Genomic DNA, 13,915 nt, shown 5'->3' with positions numbered 1-13,915 from the left:
TCTCTCCACCACACGCGACGGCGATATCCCCGAGCGCGCGGCATCACGCATGGCACCGAATTCGGGGTTCACCTCGCACAGGCCCCCGAAAAACGCAGGGAAAGGGAGCAGGAAATAGCAGCAGAAGCCGCCCGCAAACTCTCGGACAAAAAGCAGGAGAGATCTACGGCGGGTGCGGGTTCACGAATTCATCGGCGCCGGGTGAGCGGCGCCGGACAAGAGGACCTGGTGGCCCTCGCACGGGACGACGAGATCACGTCACGGTGAGCCCGGCATCGACCATGAGGTTCTCACCGGTGATGAAACCGGCCTCCGAGGAGAGCAGGAAGACGACGGCGGAGGCGATCTCCTCCGGGTCGGCGGTGCGGTGCAGCATGTGCCGGCCGCCGATGTCCGGACGGGCGTCCGCCTCCTCGCGCGACACCCCGTACTTCTCCTTGTAGCGGCGCGCGAGGTTGTCGCTCCAGACCGTGCCCGGGCTCACCGCGTTCACCCTGATTCCCGCCTCGGCCAGGTCGGTGGCCATACACCGGGTCATGCCGATGATGGCGGCCTTGGTGGCGCTGTAGGTGACGGACCGGGGCTGCGCGATGTGCGCGGAGATCGAGGAGACGTTGACGACGCTGCCGCCGCCGGCGGCCTCCATCAGGGGCGCGCTGTGCTTGACCATCAGGGCGTGGCCCATGATGTTGACGTCCGTGACGCGCCGCCACTCCTCCACGGTGGCCTCGATGCCGCGCGTGATGAACGCGGCGGCGCAGTTCACGAGGAGTTCGACACCGCCGAACGTGGTCCGTGTCGCCTCGACCGCGGCCACCACGTCACTCTCGTCGGAGATGTCGCCGTGCACGAAGCCGACGTGCTCACCGCCTGGGCGCCGCGCCAGTTCCGCGACCGCGGACTTCCCGAACTCCTCGTTCGTGTCCATGATCATGACGCGGGCGCCCTCCTCGAAGAGGCGCTCGGCGACCGCCCTGCCGATTCCCTGGGCGCCGCCGGTCACCAGGGCGGGCCGTCCTCGCAGTCCCCTCATGTGCTGGTCCCTCCGATTCCGTGCTCAGCTGCCGACGACATCGGGCTCGGCGGGGGCGCCGTCGGTGAGCACGGCGCGCAGCCGGGGTGCCAGATCGGCGGGCACCAGCCGGTCCGTGGCGGCGTCCAGCTCGTCCAGCGTCCACCACCGGTGACCGGAGACCGTGTCGATCTCCCCCTGGCTGAAGCCGCTGGTGTCGACGGAGAAGTGGGCGACGCGGCAGAGGTAGAACCGCTCGCGGCAGTCGTAGGTGTTGCCGCCCCAGGAGGCGATGGCCTCCCGGTACCAGATCTGGGGGCCGATCTCGAACTCGGTGCGTCCGGTCTCCTCCTCGACCTCCCGGCGCAGGGCGTCCTCGGGCGACTCCCCCTCCTTGATGCCACCGCCCACCGGGTACCAGAAGGTCTCTCCGTTGGCGTCGTCCACGCTGGAGAACAGCAGGAGCCTGTCGTCCTCGTCCAGCAGCACGGCACGGGCGCTGTAACGGATCTGCGGGGTGGTGGTCACGAGGGGTCTCCTGTCTTGTCGGCGCCGTCGCGCGGGGCGAGCCAGGCCGCCAGAACGTCGCTCTTGTAGGTGGCCGGTGTCCACGTGGCGTGCCGGGCGGGGACGGCGGCGGCCAGTTCGCCGAGCCTGTCCTTGACGTCACCGGCCGGTTCGGGGCTCGCGTCCGCGGACAGCCACCGGCCGCGGTAGGCCGTGTCGGGCACGAGGATGTGCTCGGCCAGGGCGGCCACGGCCTCGTCCTCGGCGAGCGGGCCGGACAGGGGCCGGGGGGCGCTCGTGTTGTCGAGCAGCACCAGCATGTCGATCCGCGCCGAGGCCAGGAACTCGACTCCGGCCAGACGCCGCATCTCCTCGTTGCTGAGTGAGATCTTGCCCTTGGGATCCGGTCTGCGGACGGCCGCCTCGCCGTGTCTGATCAGACGGTCCGTCTCGCCGGGCGCGATACCGAGTCCGGCCGCCGCTTCCCGGGTGAGGCGGGTGGACAGCGGCAGACCGACCACGGCCCATTCCGGGCCGTCGGGCAGCAGCAGGCACCGGTCGGTGGCGACGCAGTGGCCGCCGGCGCGGGCGAGCTGGACGGAGGCCGAGGTCTTGCCGGCGCCGGAGGGACCGGCGAGAACCACCCCGGTGCCGTCGGGCAGGACGGCCGCCGCGCCGTGCAGCATGAGCGCGCCGCGGTCGACGAAGTGCTCGCGCACCAGTTCCCGCATGGTGCGGGTGACGACGAGTCCCAGCTCGTGCTCGTGCGCGGTGACGATTTCCCAGGTGAGGAAGTCGGTGGTGATCAGGGCGTGCGAGAACTCGTGACCCTCCTGCGAGACGAGGACGAACGCTCCGTCCTCGTTCCGGTGGCAGCCGTACCACCAGCCGGCGTAGGACTCACGACGCTCGGTCGCCGCTCTCGCGGTCAGTTCCGCGAGTCGCGACGGGGAGCTGACGGCTTCGATGTCGATCCGCGTGGCAGCCCGGTCCGGCTCCTCGCGGGCGAGACGGTGCTGGCTGCTGACGTAGCCGAGGACCTCGGGAGCCTCGGCCCGGACCCGTAACTCCAGGTCGCGCCAGGTGGTCCGGGTCTCGCGTTGTAATCCCAAGGTGAAAAGCCTCCATGACGCAGAAGAAGTGACCGTGCGGCACCGGCCTGCGGTTGCTCTACTTTCCTCGCGTACCGGAGTCGAAGGCGGTCACGATCGGTCCTCCTGTGGCGGATGTCTCCGCAGGAGCTGCTTCTGCGGAGGAGCGCGTTCTCTTCTGCATTCAGCTTCCTTCTGTCGCGACGGACAGTGATCACCTCAGCGGATATCCGTTGCGACACTTGTCTTCATGTCACGGCAGAACCCCACCGCACCGCCGGATCACTTCAGGAAAGGGACGGGAGAGACCGAGCGACAATGATCGGTTTTCACTGACTGGGCAGAGGGTCGACCGGCCGGTAGGTCACCGACCCGTTGCCCTCCGGGTCTTGCGTGCTGACCCCATGGACCCTACGTACTGCAAGTGATCATCGCAAACATCATTGCGACTTTCAACGCTCAAGTTCCCTTTCGGCGAGGGCGCGTGGGGCAGTTCCTCGCACGAAAGACCGCCGGAACACCGCATCAGCCTCCTCGACCCCTTCCGATAATGTGGCGCGAAATCGGCGCAGAATTGTCTGGTGTGGGCGGTTTCAACCTTTTCCGACCCCGGTCGGACCGCGGCGGGACGTACCGGAGCCCCTCTGCCGTGGCGCGGTTCTCGCCTTGGGTCGGCGGTGAGGCTGCCGTCCCCGAGGGGCTGCGGTACCACAGAGGACGAAGGCCGCTTCCTGCGCGCCGCCCGCGCGAGGGCCCGCGCGACGATCCGGGGCAGCTGAGGGCCGCACGTCCGGGCCCGCCGCCGGCCGGGAGTCGCGGAGCGCGGCGGCGGGCCGGGCGACCGGATACCGGGCCACCACATGCCGGCGACCGGATTCCTGGGGGGCGCCCCTCGGGGGAAAGACCCGCGGGCCGCCCCGGTGCCGGTCGGTCAGGTCCTGGGCCCGGGTCGCTCGGGCCGGCCGTTCAGGTGGCTCAGGCCGCCGTCCGGCGTACGATCTCCGCGACCTCGTAGCCCGCCTCGACGATCGCCGCGCGTACGGCGGCGTCCTCGACCGGGTCTCCCGAGACGATCACCAGCCCCGATCTGACGTCGACGTCCACGGCCGTGACGCCGGGCACGCGTACGACCTCCTCGGTGATGCTCGTGGCGCAGTGGCCGCAGGTCATTCCGTCCACGGTGAAGATCTTGTCCGCCATCGGGTCGCTCCTGTCCTTCTCCTCCCCGGGCCGCCCCCGAGGGGCCGACGACGCCGGGGCGTGTGGCACGGGGTACGGCCCTGCGGCGCGCCGTGTTCAGCGCGCCGGCGGGGGCCGCGGCATTGCGGGGGCGTGACCGCCGGCGACAGGCGGCGACGGTGAGCGGCGGACGGCGGCGGTCACCCCCGGCGGCGTCCGCCGGACGTCAGCCCTCGTCGAGCATCTTCTCCATCTGCTCGATCTCGTCGGTCTGGGCCGTGATGACGTCCTCGGCGAGGTCGATCGCGGGGCCGTACCTCCCCTCGGCCTTCTCGGTCTCGGCCATCTCCACGGCACCTTCGTGGTGTTCGACCATCAGCGTCAGGAACTTCTCGTCGAAGGCGGCGCCGGAAGCCTTCTCCAGGGCGGCCATGTCCTCGGCGCTCATCATGCCGGGCATGCCGGACGCCATGTCGTGCCCCATGCCGGCCATGTCCTCGGGGACCTTCTCCCCCCAGGTGGTGAGCCAGCCGGACATCGTCTCGATCTCCGGGTCCTGAGCGCCCTTGATCTTGGTGGCGAGGTCCTTGACCTGCTGTGAGGCGGCGCGGCCGGCGGCGAGTTCGGCCATGTCCACGGCCTGGCGGTGGTGCTGGATCATCTCCTCGGCGAAGCCGACGTCCGCCTTGTTGTGGCCGCCCGCCTCGGCCCCGCCGGACGAGCCGGCCTGGGGCGAGCCGGACTCGGAGGCCGTCGAGCCCATGTCGTGGCGGTCGCCGTCGTCGTCGCCGCACGCGGTCAGGACGAGGGCGGCGGCACCGGCGGTGACGGTGAGGGCGGCACGGCGGAGGAATCCGCGGGATGCGGTCATGGTGGTACTCCTGCGTTCACGTGGTTCGGGTGGGGAAGCCGGATGGTCCGGAGGGAGAGGTGTCCGGTGCACGGCGTCGCGGCCCTCTCGGCGCGCGGCGGCGTGCGGGCTTCTCTAGATCCGCAGGAGTTGGAGTGCGGCGAGGGAGGGTGGCGCGCGGCCGCCTTCGGGACCGGAGGCCCTCATCGACGCCCGCACGGGCGCCCGTTCGGCCCACGTCACCACGTCGGGCACCAGCACCGGCACCACGGCCGGGGCCTGACCGACGGACGCCGACGCACACGTCGGGTCCGCGTGGTGCGTGTGTCCCGCACCGCCGTCGGTGTCGTGACCGCACGCCCCCGGCATCGACACCCGAACGGGCACCTCCGCGCCGCCCGTGTGCACCGCGCTCGCCGCGCTCTCGCCACTGTCGCCCCGCGCCCCGCTCGTCGTCATGCGGTCGTGCCCGGCGGCGGCGTGGAGTGCGGGGACCGGTCCGAGACCGTGCATGCCGAGCAGGCCCAGCAGCAGGGCGCACACCATCAGGCCCCGGGCCCGCAGGGGCGGGCGCGGCCGGCGGTGCGGCGCTCCGAGGCCGGTCACGGCCCCGTCGTGGGCACGGTTCATGGGTCCCTTGCCTGTCGGGTGGGTCGGGGTGCGCCGGGCGCGGGTCGGGGGCACCGGCGAGGCGGGCCCGGTGTCGGTGGCCCGTGGACGGCCCACCAGTTCTACTAACCTACTATGGACTTACGTAATGGTGGTGCACGTCGGGTGGGGCGAGGGAGTCAGGTCATGCGCCGGCTGGGGGAACTGGAAGCAGAGATCATGGATCGCCTCTGGACGTGGAACCGCCCCGCGACGGTGCGCGAGGTCGTCGACGACATCAACCGGACCCGGCCCGTCGCGTACACGACGGTGATGACGGTCACCAACATCCTCTACAACAAGGGCTGGTTGCTGCGCGGCAAGCAGGGCCGAGCGTGGCTCTACTCACCCGTCCGCAGCCGCGAGGCGTACGCCGCCGCGCTGATGGAGGACGGTCTGGGCGCGAGCAAGGACCGCCCGGCCGCGCTGGTCCACTTCGTGGAGAACATGACCGAGGAAGAGGTGGCCGCCCTGCGCAAGGCCCTGCGGACCGTGGGACGACAGGCGAAGCCGTGAACGCGACGCCCGCCCTGGTCGCCCACACGGCCCTGGTGGGGTTCGTCGCCCCGCCGCTGCTGGCGCGGGCCCACTGGCCGCACCGGGCGCCCGCCGCGGCCCTCGCGGTCTGGCACGCGCTGGCCCTGTCGTTCTCGCTGGGGGTCGCGCTGACCGCGTATCACCTGGTCATGCCCGCCGGCCATCCGCACGCGGGACTGCCGGGTCTGCCGCACTCCTGCGGGCTCGCCGTCCTCGGCAGCGGTACCGCTCCGCGGACCGCCGCCCGGGTCGCCGTGGCCCTGCCCGCCGCGCTCGGGCTCGCCCTCGCGGGGAGCGTCGCCTTCCATGCCGTACGGGCCCGTCGGGCACGGGCGCGGCACCGGCGGGCGGTGGATCTGGTGGGGCGCCGGTCGGCCCGGCTGGGTGCCGTCGTCCTGCCGTACGCCGTGCCCGCCGCCTACTGTCTGCCGGGCCGCTCGCCCAGGATCGTGGTCAGCGACGGGGCCGTGCGCGGGCTGACGCCCGAACAGCTCGGCGCCGTGCTGGAGCACGAGCAGGCCCACGTCGCGGGCCGTCACCATCTGGTGCTGGCCGCCGCGGAGGCGTTCCACTCCGTCTTCCGCCGGCTGCCCGTGGCCCGCCACGTCCGGGAGCAGACGGCGCTGCTGCTGGAGATGGTCGCCGACGACCGCGCCCTGCACGGTCACTCCCGTGAGGCCCTGGCGACCGCGATGTACGAGATGGCGGCGGCACGGGCCCCGCGGGGCGCGTTCGGGGCGGGCGGCCGGGCGGTGCTGATCCGGATGCGGCGCGTGCTCGGGCCGCCCCGGGCTCCCCACCGGGCCCTGTCCCCCGCCCTGGCCGCCCTGGCGGTGACGGCACCGCTGCTGCCCCTGCTCGCCTTCTGCCCACCCGGCCTCACCTGACCCGAGCCCGGTCACCCGACCGCACGAAGGCCTCGTGCGGGCCGGGCAGCGACCTGCGCCCGTGCGGCGCCGTCGTCGTCATCACGCCGTCATCATCAGCAGCATCGTCGCCATCGAGCCGCCCATGCCGACGTGACCGGCCAGACGGGCGTTCGGCGCCGAGAGCAGAGCGGGGGTACGGGCGGCCCGGCGGTCACGGGCCCTCGTCGCGGGCGCCGCGGGCGCCGTGACCGGGCCTCGCAGACGGGCCCGTACGGCCAGGGCCACGAAGACCACGAAGTAGGCGGCCAGCACCCAGAAGGCGGCGCGCCACAGAACGGCGGAGCCCGAGGACGCGGCGGCCTCGATCACCCCGTGGCCGCCGCCCACGCCCCGCATGCCGGCCGTCGCACCGTGCCCGTGCCCGTGTCCGGAAGGGCCCAGGGCAAGGGCCGGTCCGGAGTTCTCACCGGGCACGGCCAGGGTCATGAGCACCATGGCGGCGCTGCCGATCACGAGATGCGTGCCGTGCCCCAACTGCCGCATCCCGCCCCGTATGACGTGCCGTACGGCAAGGGCCACGCCCCCGACGCAGAGCGCGGCGAAGACCGCCGCCCACCACAGGCCGTACGTGCCGTAGTGGAGTGCCGTCGGGGGTGCCGCCATCACGGCCATGCCCGCGCCCATGGCGGCCTCGGCTCCCGCCTCGAACCGGGCCCAGCCGTCGGCCGACGCCATCCGGACGAGGCTCCCGAGGGCCGCCCCCGCTCCCAGTACCACCAGCGTCCAGCCGAGAAGGTGTCCCGTCACATCGCCACCGCCGCTCGTCGATCACTACGTATCTCCTTAGTACGCAAGGGGCCGCGGTCCGACTCGGCGGGGCACGCGGCACCACGCGACGAAAGACCGCGAAACGGACACCCACACCCTCTGGCCATATACCCCCCAGGGGTATAGAGTGCCGGGTGTCGAGGACGGACCACCACGGACGAGGATGGGAATGACCGGCCATGGACCACAGCACTCACCACGACGTCGGCGCACACGACCACGCCGCGCACGCCGCACCCGGAGGACACGAAGGGCACTCCGGCCACCCGGCGCCGCACGACGGCCACGACGGCCACGACGGCCACGGCGGGCACGGCGGGCACGGCGGGGCCTCCTGGGGCATGGCGGCGAAGGCGACGCTGCACTGCCTGACCGGGTGCGCCATCGGCGAGATCCTCGGGATGGCCGTCGGCACGGCCCTGCGGTGGGGCAACGCGCCGACGATGGTGCTGGCCATCGCCCTCGCGTTTGTGTTCGGGTACTCCTTCACCCTGTTCGCCGTACGGCGCGCCGGCCTCGACCTGCGCAGCGCGATCAAGGTGGCGCTGGCCGCCGACACCGTCTCCATCGCTGTGATGGAACTGGTCGACAACGCGATCATCGCCCTGACACCGGGAGCCATGGACGCGCACCTCTCCGACGGGCTGTTCTGGTCGGCGCTCCTCGGCGGGTTCGCGGTCGCCTTCCTGATCACCACGCCGGTCAACAAGTGGATGATCGGCCGCGGCAAGGGACACGCCGTCGTCCACGCCTACCACTGACACCTCCTCCGCCCCCCGGGCCGCCGCCCCGGCGGCCCGAGGGGGTGCGTCCGGAGCCGAACGGGTGGTCGAGCAGGGGAGCGGACGGCCGGGTTCACCCGGCTGAGCGCCTTGAGTGGTGGCGAGCGGAAATCCGACTGACGGTTGATCACGTCAAGGCCGGGTCTCTTCAGCTGACGAAGCACCAGCTGCCCGGTCCTGGCGGAAGGACCATCAAATGCGTTCAGCCCGCATGCTTTTCGCGACAGCGGCGGCCACGGCCGTCCTCGCCATCACCGCCCCCGGCGCCTACGCCGGCGGGGACGAGTGGGACCGCGAGGACCAGGGGTACAGCAAGGAGCACCACAAGGACGGCCACCACGACGGCCCCCGCGGCGGCGTTCACACCGGCGGCGGCGCCCTGACCGCGGCCCAGAACGACGAGTGGACCTCCGAGGGCAAGGAAGAGAAGTCCTGGGGCGAGAAGGACGGCCACCACGACGGCCCCCGCGGCGGCGTTCACACCGGCGGCGGCGCCCTGACCGCGGCCCAGAACGACGAGTGGACCCCCGAGGGCAAGGAAGAGAAGTCCTGGGGCGAGAAGGACGGCCACCACGACGGCCCCCGCGGCGGCGTTCACACCGGCGGCGGCGCCCTGACCGCGGCCCAGAACGACGAGTGGACCCCCGAGGGCAAGGAAGAGAAGTCCTGGGGCGAGAAGGACGGCCACCACGACGGCCCCCGCGGCGGCGTTCACACCGGCGGCGGCGCCCTGACCGCGGCCCAGAACGACGAGTGGACCTCCGAGGGCAAGGAGGAGAAGTCCTGGGGCGCGGAGGACAAGCAGAAGGAGGAGAGCGGCGACCAGGGCAAGGAGTCGTGGAAGGAGGACAGTGACAAGGAGTCCTGGAAGGGCGACCACGACAAGGGCGGCTGGAAGGGTGAGCACGACAAGCCGCGTGGCGGGATGCACACCGGCGGCGGCGCGCTCGCCTCACCGGCCATGACCGCCGGCGGGCTGGCGGTCCTCGCGGTCGCGGGCACCGGCGTGTACGCCCTCCGCCGCAAGAACGCCGGCGGAAGCGCGGCCTGATCCATGCCTGGCGACATATCCGGCCCGATAGCGGCCGCGGCCGTCACACCGTGCATCGTGTGACGGCCCGGCCGCCCGGATTCCGCTCCCCCCGCCCTTCCCGTTCCGCTGCCGTGCCTTGTGAGGTGGTGTCCAATGGCAGCCCATCCCTCCCACCCCGGCGGCACCGGTCCCGGACCGACCCGCCGCGGGAACCGCCCGAACGTGACCATGCTGGTCGCCCTGGGCCTGCTGATCGTCTCCGTGATCCTGTTCGGCCGCGAGGGCTCCGACGCCTCCGCGCCATCGGACGCCCGGCACGCCCCGCATGCCTCGGCGCCCCCCTCCGCGACGGCGCCCTCCCCCTCCTCCCGAGGTCCGAGCCGCCCCCTCCCCCGCTCGCGACCGGTGCGGCTGCACATCCCGAAGATCTCCGTCGACGCCCCCTTCACCCCGTTGGGCATCGGCGCCACGGGGCAGCTGGAGGCGCCGCCCCCCGACGACGTCAACCTGGTGGGCTGGCACTCCGGCGGCGTCACCCCGGGCGAGACGGGCACGGCCATCATCGCCGGACACGTCGACACGGCCACCTCCCCGGCCGTCTTCGCGCGACTCGACACCCTCACCAAGGGCGACGTCTTCGATGTCGTACGGGCCGACGGGCGCAAGGCGAACTTCGTGGTCGACGACGTGGAGACGTTCGCGAAGAACGCCTTCCCGGACGAGCGCGTGTACGCGGACGCGAACCGCCCCGAGGTCCGGCTGATCACCTGCGCCGGCGACTACGACCGCTCGGCCAAGGACTACACCGACAACCTGGTGGTCTTCGGGCACCTCACCTGAGCCCGGCGCCTCCCGGCCCGCGACAGGGCCGCCGCGCCGCTGGGAGCGCTCCCCCCGCCGGGCGAACGACGGATGACGGACTGTCCAAGACCTCTCCCGCAGTCGGCCAAGAACGGTTCAACGGCCGACCATGGCTGATCAACGCTCGGCCATGATTCCGCAAGGCGAACGTTCAGACGTGCGCCCGGACGTACGTTCCTGCGCGTGAACTCTGACCAAGCACCTCACAGGGGCGACGACGCCGAGGCGTCAGGTTCCGCCGACGGCCCGATATCCCTCCCGCGGCCCCGCGGGCGCCGGTCGCTGCTGCGTGCCGCGCTCGCGGGCACCGCCGTCCTCGGCAGCGGACTCGCGGTCGGCGCCTTCCCCGCCGAGGCGGAACCCGGCTCCCGCACCACACGCTCCACCCCGGCCGCCGCCCCCACCCGGCCGGACACTCCCGAGAAGGCGCTGCGGGAACTGTCGAAGGGCAACCGCCGGTGGCGGACCTTCCACCAGCAGCACCCCGACCAGGACGCCACCACCCGCAGGGCCCTGACGACCGGTCAGCACCCCTTCGCGCTCATCCTCGGCTGCATCGACTCCCGCGTGCCCCCGGAGCTGGTCTTCGACCAAGGGCTCGGCGATCTCATGACCGTGCGCAGCGCGGGCGAGGTACTCGACGAGGCGGTGCTCGGCAGCGTCGCCTACGGCGTGCTCGAACTGGACATCCCGCTGGTGATGGTGCTCGGCCACCAGTCCTGCGGTGCCGTGAAGGCGGCCGTCCGGGCGGACAGCACCGGTGAGGAACTGCCGGCCCACATCCAGTACGTGGCCGACCAGATCCGCCCGGCGATCGACCACCACGTGGAGGGCGACGCCCGTGTGGCGGCGACCGTCGACGCGAACGTCCGGCTGGTCCGCTCGAAGCTGGCGGCCGAGCCCGACCTCGCCGCGAAGGTGAGGACGGGCGAGGTGGCCGTCGTCGGCGCCCGCTACGACCTGACCACCCAGCGGGTGCACCTGCTGAAGTAGTCCGCCGCGGGACGGACGGAGCGGGGGCGGACCGAAGGGCACCGGCGGCAGTCCGCCGGTGCCCTTCGCCTTCGGTGTCCTGGGCGTCCTGGGGCTCAGCCCTCGACGAGGGTGACGTCCTGCTGGCGGACGGCGTGGAAACGGGGCAGCGGCAGTGACCCGACGGACAGTTCCATGACGGTGGCCTCCACCCGGGCCGGCCCCGGCTTGAAGCGGCCCGGCTCGGCCCTGTCGGTGTGGGTCCATCTGTGGTCGGCGCCGTCGCAGACCGCCGTGGAGCCACCGACGCCCGTGCGGACCCGGCTGTCGCCCTGCCGCAGCGACGACGAGACGAAGACGGGCCCGCTGCCGCCGAGGCAGCGGTAGGTACCGGACAGGGTGAGGGTGCCGTCGGGGGCGACCTTCCCGGTGGCGTCGACCGTCACCGTCTCCGACGGTTCGGCCGCGGCACCGGCGGACGGTGTGGCGGCGCACATCAGCAGCGCGGCACCGGCGGCCGTGCCGAGCACCCGGCGCACGTGGGGAGCGAGCATGGATGACCTCCTTGAACGGGGCCTACAGAGGTACCGGCCACACCGTGCGGCGATGGCGATCATCACCCCTGGGTCGGCGCGTCGCATCCGCCGTCCCCCGTACACCCCGGGCTGTGTCCGCGTCGTGTCACAGGACGTCCGGGTGTTGTCACGTCTCGCCGCGACGCCTTGTCGCCGCGTTCCGCGGGCGGGCATCGTCAGTGCCGCGAGGCGGTGACTCACCGCCGGCACTCACGATGACGTGGAGGTGCGCCATGTGTTCACACCAGCCCCTGTGCCCCGCCGCCGACAGCACGAACGCCGACGCCGCGCACATCGTGGCCTTCCACCCCGAGCAGGGCTGGAACCTGCTGTGCAACGGGGCGATCGTCTTCGACGACACCGGTGAGATCCTGCCCGACGGCCGTGTCGTCGCCCCGAGCCGGCTCACCGTCGCCGCCTGAGACCGCCGGGTCACTCGGTCACTCGGTCACTCGGTCACTGGGCCACCGGGGACCGGCCCGGTCGTGACCGCCCGGCGCGCCGCGGGCTACGGCAGGACCGCGAAGCCGTCCAGTTCGACCAGGGCCCGTTCGTCCCAGAGCCGGACGACACCGACGACGGCCATGGCGGGATAGTCCCGGCCCGCCAGCCGCCGCCACACCTGGCCGAGCCGCGACACATGGGCGCGGTAGTCGGCCACGTCCGTGGCGTAGACGGTGACGCGGGCCAGGTCGGCCGGTGTGCCGCCGGCGGCCTCCAGTGCGGTCAGCAGATTGCCGAGCGCCCGCTCGAACTGCTCGACCAGCGTCTCCCCCACGACCTTGCCGTCCACGTCGAGCGCGGTCTGGCCCGCCAGGAAGACCACCCGGCCCCCCGTGGCCACCACCGCGTGCGAGAAACCGGTGGGCGGCGGCAGCTGGGCCGGGTTCACCCGTTCGACGCTCATGACGACGGCTCCCGTTCCGCGGTCCGTGCGTACAACTCCTTCGCGATGACGGCCCGTTGCACCTCGCTCGCTCCTTCGTAGATCCGTGGCGCCCGCACCTCCCGGTAGAGGTGTTCGAGGAGGTGGCCGCGGCGCAGCGCGCGGGCGCCGTGCAGTTGGACGGCCGCGTCGACGACGTACTGGGCGGTCTCCGTGGCCAGCAGCTTCGCCATCGCCGCTCGGCCGGGGACGTCCGGGGCGCCGGAGTCGTACGCCGTGGCCGCCGCGTAGACCATGAGCCGGGCGGCCTCCGTGCGCAGCGCCATCTCGGCGACCTGGTGGGCGACGGTCTGCAGGTCGCGCAGCTTCCCGCCGAACGCCTCGCGCCGGGCGGTGTGGGTGAGGGTGGCGTCGAGGGCCGCCTGGGCCATGCCGACCGCGAAGGCGCCGACGCTGGGGCGGAACAGGTTGAGGGTGCCCATGGCGACGCGGAAGCCCCGGTCGGGCGTGCCGAGGACGTCGTCCGCGGTGACCGGGACGGCGTCGAGGGCGAGGGCGCCGATGGGGTGCGGGGACAGCATGTCGAGCGGGGTACCGGTGAGGCCGGGACGGTCGGCGGGGAGCAGGAAGGCGGTGACGCCGCGGGCGCCCGCGGCGGGGGTGGTGCGGGCGAAGACGGTGTAGAGGTCGGCCTCGGGGGCGTTGGAGATCCAGCACTTCTCTCCGGTGAGCCGCCAGCGGCCGGGGCCGTCGGGCTCGGCCCTCAGCTCCAGCGCCGCCGCGTCCGAACCGGCGCCGGGCTCGCTGAGCGCGAAGGCCGCGACCGCGTCGCCGTCACTGACCCGGGGGAGCCAGCGGGCGCGCTGGGTGTCGGTGCCGTGGGCGTGGACGGGGTGGGCGCCCAGCCCCTGGAGGGCGAGCGCGGTCTCGGCCTCGGTGCAGGCGTAGGCCAGGGACTCGCGCATCAGGCAGAGGTCGAGGGCGCCGGAGGTGAACAGGCGGCGCAGCAGGCCCAGTCGGCCGAGTTCGGCGACGAGGGGGCGGTTGACGCGGCCGGGTTCGCCCTTCCCGGCGAGGGGGCGCAGCCGGTCGGCGGCCAGGGCGCGCAGGTCGGCGCACCGGGCGAGTTGCTCCGGTTCGAGCGAGAATGCGGTCATTGCCGTCCCCTCTCCCCCATCGGGCCGCTTCAGGTTATCGCGATCTGTTGACTGCCGTCACCAAGGCGATACGCTCCAGGTGCGAGCCCGTCACGACGTGCGAGTCCACCCACCGCATGCGGGTCCAC

17 protein-coding genes are annotated in these 13,915 nt (G+C 72.6%); 7 read left to right on the top strand and 10 right to left on the bottom strand.

Going from position 1 to position 13,915, the window contains the following annotated elements:
* Positions 1–253: 253 nt before the first annotated feature.
* The 6 genes from GSY65_RS28595 to GSY65_RS28570 all read right to left on the bottom strand — a co-directional run bounded on the left by GSY65_RS28595 (position 254) and on the right by GSY65_RS28570 (position 5,269).
* Entirely contained in the window at positions 254–1,033 is a 780-nt protein-coding gene (locus tag GSY65_RS28595; RefSeq protein ID WP_159774036.1) for an SDR family NAD(P)-dependent oxidoreductase, read from the bottom strand.
* 24 nt (positions 1,034–1,057) lie between these two features.
* On the bottom strand, positions 1,058–1,540 hold the full coding sequence (locus GSY65_RS28590; protein WP_159774034.1) for an NUDIX hydrolase: 483 nt from the start codon (positions 1,538–1,540) through the stop codon (positions 1,058–1,060).
* Positions 1,537–2,631 carry a hypothetical protein gene (locus GSY65_RS28585; RefSeq protein WP_159774032.1) on the bottom strand — a complete coding sequence of 365 codons (1,095 nt, stop codon included), beginning with the start codon at positions 2,629–2,631 and terminating at the stop codon, positions 1,537–1,539. Before GSY65_RS28585 ends, GSY65_RS28590 begins: the two co-directional genes overlap by 4 nt.
* Positions 2,632–3,585: 954 nt before the next feature.
* Positions 3,586–3,810 carry a heavy-metal-associated domain-containing protein gene (locus tag GSY65_RS28580; protein ID WP_159774030.1) on the bottom strand — a complete coding sequence of 75 codons (225 nt, stop codon included), beginning with the start codon at positions 3,808–3,810 and terminating at the stop codon, positions 3,586–3,588.
* 205 nt (positions 3,811–4,015) lie between these two features.
* Entirely contained in the window at positions 4,016–4,660 is a 645-nt protein-coding gene (locus GSY65_RS28575) for a DUF305 domain-containing protein (RefSeq protein ID WP_159774028.1), read from the bottom strand.
* A gap of 114 nt (positions 4,661–4,774) precedes the next feature.
* A complete protein-coding gene (locus tag GSY65_RS28570; RefSeq protein ID WP_236580100.1) occupies positions 4,775–5,269 on the bottom strand; it encodes a DUF6153 family protein in 495 nt (164 codons plus the stop codon).
* 165 nt (positions 5,270–5,434) lie between these two features.
* On the opposite strand from GSY65_RS28570, the gene GSY65_RS28565 reads away from it, so the two are divergent.
* The gene (locus tag GSY65_RS28565) at positions 5,435–5,803 is read left to right on the top strand and encodes a BlaI/MecI/CopY family transcriptional regulator (protein WP_159774026.1); all 369 of its coding nucleotides are present in this window, start codon (positions 5,435–5,437) and stop codon (positions 5,801–5,803) included.
* Positions 5,800–6,711, top strand: coding sequence for a M56 family metallopeptidase (locus tag GSY65_RS28560; RefSeq protein ID WP_159774024.1), 912 nt, complete (start codon positions 5,800–5,802; stop codon positions 6,709–6,711). The genes GSY65_RS28565 and GSY65_RS28560 overlap by 4 nt, the downstream gene beginning before the upstream one ends.
* Positions 6,712–6,792: 81 nt before the next feature.
* Here the strand turns inward: GSY65_RS28560 and GSY65_RS28555 are convergent, their stop codons facing one another.
* The gene (locus GSY65_RS28555) at positions 6,793–7,500 is read right to left on the bottom strand and encodes a DUF5134 domain-containing protein (protein ID WP_159774022.1); all 708 of its coding nucleotides are present in this window, start codon (positions 7,498–7,500) and stop codon (positions 6,793–6,795) included.
* A 200-nt stretch (positions 7,501–7,700) separates the two neighbouring features.
* Here GSY65_RS28555 and GSY65_RS28550 point away from each other — a divergent pair, with 200 nt between their 5' ends.
* From GSY65_RS28550 to GSY65_RS28535, 4 genes are all read left to right on the top strand, one after another.
* Positions 7,701–8,282 carry a DUF4396 domain-containing protein gene (locus GSY65_RS28550; protein ID WP_159774020.1) on the top strand — a complete coding sequence of 194 codons (582 nt, stop codon included), beginning with the start codon at positions 7,701–7,703 and terminating at the stop codon, positions 8,280–8,282.
* 217 nt (positions 8,283–8,499) lie between these two features.
* Entirely contained in the window at positions 8,500–9,354 is an 855-nt protein-coding gene (locus tag GSY65_RS28545; RefSeq protein WP_159774018.1) for a hypothetical protein, read from the top strand.
* A gap of 135 nt (positions 9,355–9,489) precedes the next feature.
* A complete protein-coding gene (locus GSY65_RS28540) occupies positions 9,490–10,176 on the top strand; it encodes a class F sortase (protein WP_159774016.1) in 687 nt (228 codons plus the stop codon).
* A 204-nt stretch (positions 10,177–10,380) separates the two neighbouring features.
* Positions 10,381–11,190, top strand: coding sequence for a carbonic anhydrase (locus GSY65_RS28535; RefSeq protein WP_159774014.1), 810 nt, complete (start codon positions 10,381–10,383; stop codon positions 11,188–11,190).
* A 95-nt stretch (positions 11,191–11,285) separates the two neighbouring features.
* On the opposite strand, the gene GSY65_RS28530 is transcribed toward GSY65_RS28535, so the two are convergent.
* On the bottom strand, positions 11,286–11,723 hold the full coding sequence (locus GSY65_RS28530; protein WP_159774012.1) for a DUF6299 family protein: 438 nt from the start codon (positions 11,721–11,723) through the stop codon (positions 11,286–11,288).
* Between the two features lie 254 nt (positions 11,724–11,977).
* Between GSY65_RS28530 and GSY65_RS28525 the strand changes: the two genes are divergently transcribed.
* Positions 11,978–12,166, top strand: coding sequence for a DUF5999 family protein (locus GSY65_RS28525; protein ID WP_055539473.1), 189 nt, complete (start codon positions 11,978–11,980; stop codon positions 12,164–12,166).
* An 86-nt stretch (positions 12,167–12,252) separates the two neighbouring features.
* Here the strand turns inward: GSY65_RS28525 and GSY65_RS28520 are convergent, their stop codons facing one another.
* Both GSY65_RS28520 and GSY65_RS28515 read right to left on the bottom strand, forming a co-directional pair.
* The gene (locus tag GSY65_RS28520; protein WP_159774010.1) at positions 12,253–12,651 is read right to left on the bottom strand and encodes a RidA family protein; all 399 of its coding nucleotides are present in this window, start codon (positions 12,649–12,651) and stop codon (positions 12,253–12,255) included.
* Positions 12,648–13,787: an acyl-CoA dehydrogenase family protein gene (locus GSY65_RS28515; RefSeq protein WP_159774008.1), complete on the bottom strand. Its 1,140-nt coding sequence runs from the start codon at positions 13,785–13,787 to the stop codon at positions 12,648–12,650. The genes GSY65_RS28520 and GSY65_RS28515 overlap by 4 nt, the downstream gene beginning before the upstream one ends.
* Between the last annotated feature and the right edge of the window lie 128 nt (positions 13,788–13,915).

The organism is Streptomyces sp. HM190 (assembly GCF_009857135.1).
GTDB lineage: Bacteria > Actinomycetota > Actinomycetes > Streptomycetales > Streptomycetaceae > Streptomyces > Streptomyces heilongjiangensis.
Note: the sequence above shows the minus strand (reverse complement) of the source record. Positions and strands in the feature narration are given on the sequence as shown.

What these genes read in the sequence shown, in the direction of transcription:
- GSY65_RS28530 (WP_159774012.1), bottom strand. Translation starts at nt 11,723, where the DNA reads ATGCTCGCTCCCCACGTGCGCCGGGTGCTCGGCACGGCCGCCGGTGCC.
- GSY65_RS28540 (WP_159774016.1), top strand. Translation starts at nt 9,490, where the DNA reads ATGGCAGCCCATCCCTCCCACCCCGGCGGCACCGGTCCCGGACCGACC.
- GSY65_RS28520 (WP_159774010.1), bottom strand. Translation starts at nt 12,651, where the DNA reads ATGAGCGTCGAACGGGTGAACCCGGCCCAGCTGCCGCCGCCCACCGGT.
- GSY65_RS28595 (WP_159774036.1), bottom strand. Translation starts at nt 1,033, where the DNA reads ATGAGGGGACTGCGAGGACGGCCCGCCCTGGTGACCGGCGGCGCCCAG.
- GSY65_RS28575 (WP_159774028.1), bottom strand. Translation starts at nt 4,660, where the DNA reads ATGACCGCATCCCGCGGATTCCTCCGCCGTGCCGCCCTCACCGTCACC.
- GSY65_RS28545 (WP_159774018.1), top strand. Translation starts at nt 8,500, where the DNA reads ATGCGTTCAGCCCGCATGCTTTTCGCGACAGCGGCGGCCACGGCCGTC.
- GSY65_RS28565 (WP_159774026.1), top strand. Translation starts at nt 5,435, where the DNA reads ATGCGCCGGCTGGGGGAACTGGAAGCAGAGATCATGGATCGCCTCTGG.
- GSY65_RS28525 (WP_055539473.1), top strand. Translation starts at nt 11,978, where the DNA reads ATGTGTTCACACCAGCCCCTGTGCCCCGCCGCCGACAGCACGAACGCC.
- GSY65_RS28580 (WP_159774030.1), bottom strand. Translation starts at nt 3,810, where the DNA reads ATGGCGGACAAGATCTTCACCGTGGACGGAATGACCTGCGGCCACTGC.
- GSY65_RS28515 (WP_159774008.1), bottom strand. Translation starts at nt 13,787, where the DNA reads ATGACCGCATTCTCGCTCGAACCGGAGCAACTCGCCCGGTGCGCCGAC.
- GSY65_RS28550 (WP_159774020.1), top strand. Translation starts at nt 7,701, where the DNA reads ATGGACCACAGCACTCACCACGACGTCGGCGCACACGACCACGCCGCG.
- GSY65_RS28570 (WP_236580100.1), bottom strand. Translation starts at nt 5,269, where the DNA reads ATGAACCGTGCCCACGACGGGGCCGTGACCGGCCTCGGAGCGCCGCAC.